Below are 4,330 nucleotides of genomic sequence, written 5' to 3'. Positions count from 1 at the left end.
CGATCCAGCATGAAACCAGGCGCTGGAACGAGAACCGGGGCAGGACTGAATCGATGCGGAGCAAGGAACTGGCTCTGGATTACAGATACCTGCAGGAACCTGACCTTGCTGTGGTCAGGATTACCCAGGCTGAGCTGAAAAAGATCGGCAGTCTGCCTGAACTTCCTGATCAGCGTCTGAGCCGGTATATTTCAGGATTCAGATTATCCAGGCAGCAGGCCTGGGAGATTGTGGCAGACCTGCCTCTGGCCGTTTATTTCGAAGCCTGCCATAAACTGATCAAAGACGCGGAACTGACAGCTAACTGGATGCTGAATCAGGTACGATCCCTGCACCGTGACAAGGGGATCCCGATTGAGCAGAGCCCGATCAGCCCTGAACGCCTGGCCGGGCTGCTTCTGATCCTGAAAGCCGAGGGTGTTTCGGCTGGGAATGCCAGGAAAGTGCTGGAACTGATGTTCGATTCCAGCGAATCTGCGGAAGACATCATAAAAAGTAAAAATCTTGACCAGTGTTCAGATCGCGGCTTGATCCAGTCCTGGGTGGAGGAAGTATTGAGCCTGCAGCCTGACGCCCTGGACAAATTCCAGCAGGGTAAGACCAAGATTTTCCAGTTCCTGCTCGGTAAAGTCCATGAGATCAGCAGGGGAAAGGTCAATCCTGTGATCGCCAGGGAACTGCTGCTGGAACGGCTGCCTGTAAAGCGCGTCTGCGTGGTCGACATGGGTGGTGCGATTTCAGCAGTGCGTGATGCCGACGGGACCCTGGCTGTGGAAAATTCCGAGATGTTTTCCAGAATGGTCGCCTCCATCGCAGCCAGGAAGGAAGACCTGAAGCTGGAAACAGTAACAGTATCACGTGAACTGAGCGAAAATCTGTCGCCCAGGGAATGGTTCGAGCTGATCGAACTGGTCAGAGAGCTTCAGACCGGGGATAATTACAAGGGAATCGTGATCACTCACGGCCTGGATACACTTTCCTATACTGCTTCATTAATCCGCTGGTGCCTGCCCGGCCTGACGATTCCGGTGATTTTTACCGGAGCAGCGCTCGGTCCTGACGATGAAGGCAGCGATGCGCAGCCGAATCTGACTGAGGCTGTTGAACAGGCTTCTCATGGAGCATCCCCTGGAATCTGGGTCAGTCTGGGCGGGAAACTGCTGCCTGCCGTGAATCTTCAGATGACAGGGGTCGGAAAAAACTGTCTCTGTAACCGCAATTTTCCCGCAGAATCAAATTTCTGTAAAAGCGTTGCCTGTGGAAACTGGCCTGAATTCAGGTTCACTCTGGAACAGCTGAGCGAAGCTGTTTCCAGGACTATGCTGATCAAAGTCTATCCTGGCTTAAATCCCAAATGGATTGAGCCGCTCTCCGACTCGGGCGTGAAATACCTGATCCTGGAACTGTTCGATACCGGCACTGCCAACACCCGCTGGGGAAGCGGAGAATCGCTGCTGCCCCTGATCAGCAAGTTCCAGAATTCAGGAGGTGCTGTTTTCTGTACTTCGCAACTTTCCATTCCTGTGAATGTATCGGAATACGAAAGTTCCAGGGATCTCTGGAATGCCGGGATAGTGCCGATGGGCAGGCTGGTGACTGAATCCGCCTATACCAAGCTGATCAGCCTGCAGCTTTGCGAACAGAGCCGGGAAGCAATCATCAAGAGGATGATCGGCGAGGAATTTTATTTGTGAGGAGTTTTTAGTAACATATGAAATGGAAAAACGATGCAGGCAGAACCTTGATCGGGACAATGGCCGGCCGGATCGGCTGCGATGTCTCAATCCTGGGCCGGGTGGATGAAATCCGCGATCTGGGTGGAGTGTCGTTTCTGATGGTGACTGACCGGAGCGGTACCTGCCAGATCGTGGCAGACCCTTATCTTGATATTCCTTCAATCCAGAGCATTGTGAAAGTTTCAGGCACTGTGGCTGCAAGTGAAAAAGCCCCTGGAGGGTTCGAAATGGCAGCCAAGAACCTGCTGATTGTATCCGAACCTGTCAGGGAAATGCCTTTCAATCCGGCCAGAATTCCCACCCCACTGAAGGAGGGCGGCCCTAATCTGGAAACAGTGCTTAATCACAGGGGATTGTCTTTGCGTGCGCAGAGCTGCCAGGCTGTGGCCAGAGTTACCTCCCAGGCGCTGAGAGCTGTAGAAAATTTCTTTCATGAGCGCGACTTCACTGAAATCAAGACTTCCAAGCTGGTCGGAGGAGGCACTGAGGGTGGCTCTGGAATGTTCGAGGTGAAGTATTTCGAGCGGATTGCGTATCTGGCGCAAAGCCCGCAGCTTTACAAGCAGGCTTTGGCCACTACGCCGCTTGAGCGTGTCTTTGAGATCGGCCCTGTCTTCAGGGCGGAGAAGTTTGCCACAGGCAGGCATATCAATGAATTTACAGGAATCGACACCGAGATTTCATACCCTGAAGGGATGCACGATCTGATGGATCTGGAAGAGGATCTGCTGAATGCCGTGATTGAGCATCTGGCTGGAAAATGCGGCCGCGAAATTGCAGCGCTCTGCACGACTCTGCCCAGGATCAATGGCGAGATCCCGAGGCTGGAGCTGGACCGCGTCAAGGAAATCCTGACAGGAGTCAAACCCAGCCGCCTGAAACCAGCTGAGGATCTAAGCCCTGACGAGGAGCGGCTGATCTGCGAATGGTCGGCCAGGGAATACGGCTGTGATGCGGTTTTTGTGCATTCTTTCCCTACCGGCAGGCGTCCGTTTTACACCATGCCGCAGGAGAATCGGAAAAAATCCCAGAGCTTCGACCTGATCCTGAGAGGCCTGGAAATCAGTTCCGGCTGTATCCGCATTCACAAGGCGGACCAGCTCATCCAGAATATTGAAAAGCAGGGGCTGAAGCCTGAATCGCTGAAAGCATATCTGGAGATTTTCCAGTTCGGCTGTCCGCCGCACGGTGGCTTCGGGCTGGGGCTCGAGCGGCTTGTGCAGAAGCTTTTAGACCTGCCCAACATCAGGCATGCCACATTGTTTCCCAGGGACAGGAACAGGCTGGAACCATAAGGATAATGTTGAATTTTAAAGGGTGAATGCTGAATTGGGAATGAAAGAGGTTCTAACGAGATGATTTTTAATTCAAAATTCAAAATTCAAAATTTAAAATTAATAATGTCTGTCTGTTACGTGTTCATGTCAGGAGTTATACTGATCAATGCAGCCGGCCCGATCAAGCCCGGAGAGTATGAGCGCGAAATGATGCAGGACAAAGTCAAGCGCACATACATCCTGCACATACCTCCACAATACGACGGAAAAAAAGCTCTTCCGCTGGTACTGGTGCTGCACGGCGGTGCAGGCAATGCAAAACAGACTGCCAAGTGGCTCGGATTCAGCGAAAAAGCCGATAAAAACGGTTTCATCGTCGTCTATCCAAACGGCAGCGGACTGTTGAAGGAAAAGCTCCTCACCTGGAATTCCGGCAATTGTTGCGGCTACGCCCTACGGAAAAAAATCGATGACGTGGGATTCATCAGGCTGCTGATCGAAGTGCTGGAGAACACCCTGAAGATCGATCCCTGCAGGATCTTTGCCACCGGAATTTCCAATGGCGGGATGATGAGTTACCGCCTGGCCTGCGAGCTGTCCGACAAGCTGGCTGCAGTGGCGCCTGTCGCAGGGGCCCTGAACTGCGAGACAAAGATGATGAAATACCCTGTTTCACTGATCGTATTTCACGGTACTGCAGACCAGCATGTGCTCTACAAAGGCGGGGAACCGAAAAAAACCATTCTGCTCGGAACCCAGAGAGTGGATAAATCAGTGGCAGAGTCAGTGGGATTTTTCGTGAAATTCGACGGGTGCAGCACTGTTTCCCAGAAAGTTGAAATGGGAAAAAATATCAATGTTGATATCTATTCTGGCGGAAAAAACGAGACTGAAGTTATTCTATACACTATAAAGGGCATGGGTCATGCCTGGCCGGGCGGGACAGCTTACGCACCAGGCGCGGACCAGCCCAACCTGGATATTTCAGCCACAAATCAGATCTGGGAATTCTTCAAAAGCCATCCCAGGAAAAAATGACTGCACTCACTCCAGATACAGAACTTTTTCAGGCTTGAATTTCCTGCTTTTGGATTTGGTCTCTGCAGGATATCCGATCGGGATCAAAGAAAACGGCAGCAGGTTTTCCGGCAGGTTCAGGAGCTTTTTCAAGCCTTCCACCCGCTCGTTCCTGGGATACACTCCCAGCCAGACTGCGCCGAGATCCAGGGACGCTGCTGCGATCAGCATGTTTTCTGTGGCAGCCGAACAGTCCTGCACGAACCAGTCCTTGCTTTCCTTGACAGCAGTATCGTAACA

At 52.1% G+C, this 4,330-nt stretch carries 4 protein-coding genes; 3 read left to right on the top strand and 1 reads right to left on the bottom strand.

The genetic code is table 11. The features are described 5' to 3' along the window. From PHW04_19155 to PHW04_19145, 3 genes are all read left to right on the top strand, one after another. Nucleotides 1–1,694, top strand: a 1,694-nt coding sequence (locus PHW04_19155; protein ID MDD2718013.1) for an asparaginase domain-containing protein, incomplete at its 5' end; no start/stop codon positions are given. Nucleotides 1,695–1,711: 17 nt separating this feature from the next. Then, a complete protein-coding gene (gene aspS / locus PHW04_19150; GenBank protein ID MDD2718012.1) occupies nt 1,712–3,031 on the top strand; it encodes an aspartate--tRNA(Asn) ligase in 1,320 nt (439 codons plus the stop codon). A 105-nt stretch (nt 3,032–3,136) separates the two neighbouring features. Further along, nucleotides 3,137–4,051, top strand: coding sequence for a PHB depolymerase family esterase (locus PHW04_19145; protein MDD2718011.1), 915 nt, complete (start codon nt 3,137–3,139; stop codon nt 4,049–4,051). A 6-nt stretch (nt 4,052–4,057) separates the two neighbouring features. On the opposite strand, the gene PHW04_19140 is transcribed toward PHW04_19145, so the two are convergent. Further along, the coding region (locus PHW04_19140) for a nitroreductase family protein (protein MDD2718010.1) at nt 4,058–4,330 on the bottom strand (273 nt) is incomplete at its 5' end.

This window comes from Candidatus Wallbacteria bacterium (assembly GCA_028687545.1).
Lineage (GTDB): Bacteria > Muiribacteriota > JAQTZZ01 > JAQTZZ01 > JAQTZZ01 > JAQTZZ01.
This window is presented reverse-complemented; position numbering and strand designations above follow the sequence as displayed.

What these genes read in the sequence shown, in the direction of transcription:
- aspS (MDD2718012.1), top strand. Translation starts at nt 1,712, where the DNA reads ATGAAATGGAAAAACGATGCAGGCAGAACCTTGATCGGGACAATGGCC.
- PHW04_19145 (MDD2718011.1), top strand. Translation starts at nt 3,137, where the DNA reads ATGTCTGTCTGTTACGTGTTCATGTCAGGAGTTATACTGATCAATGCA.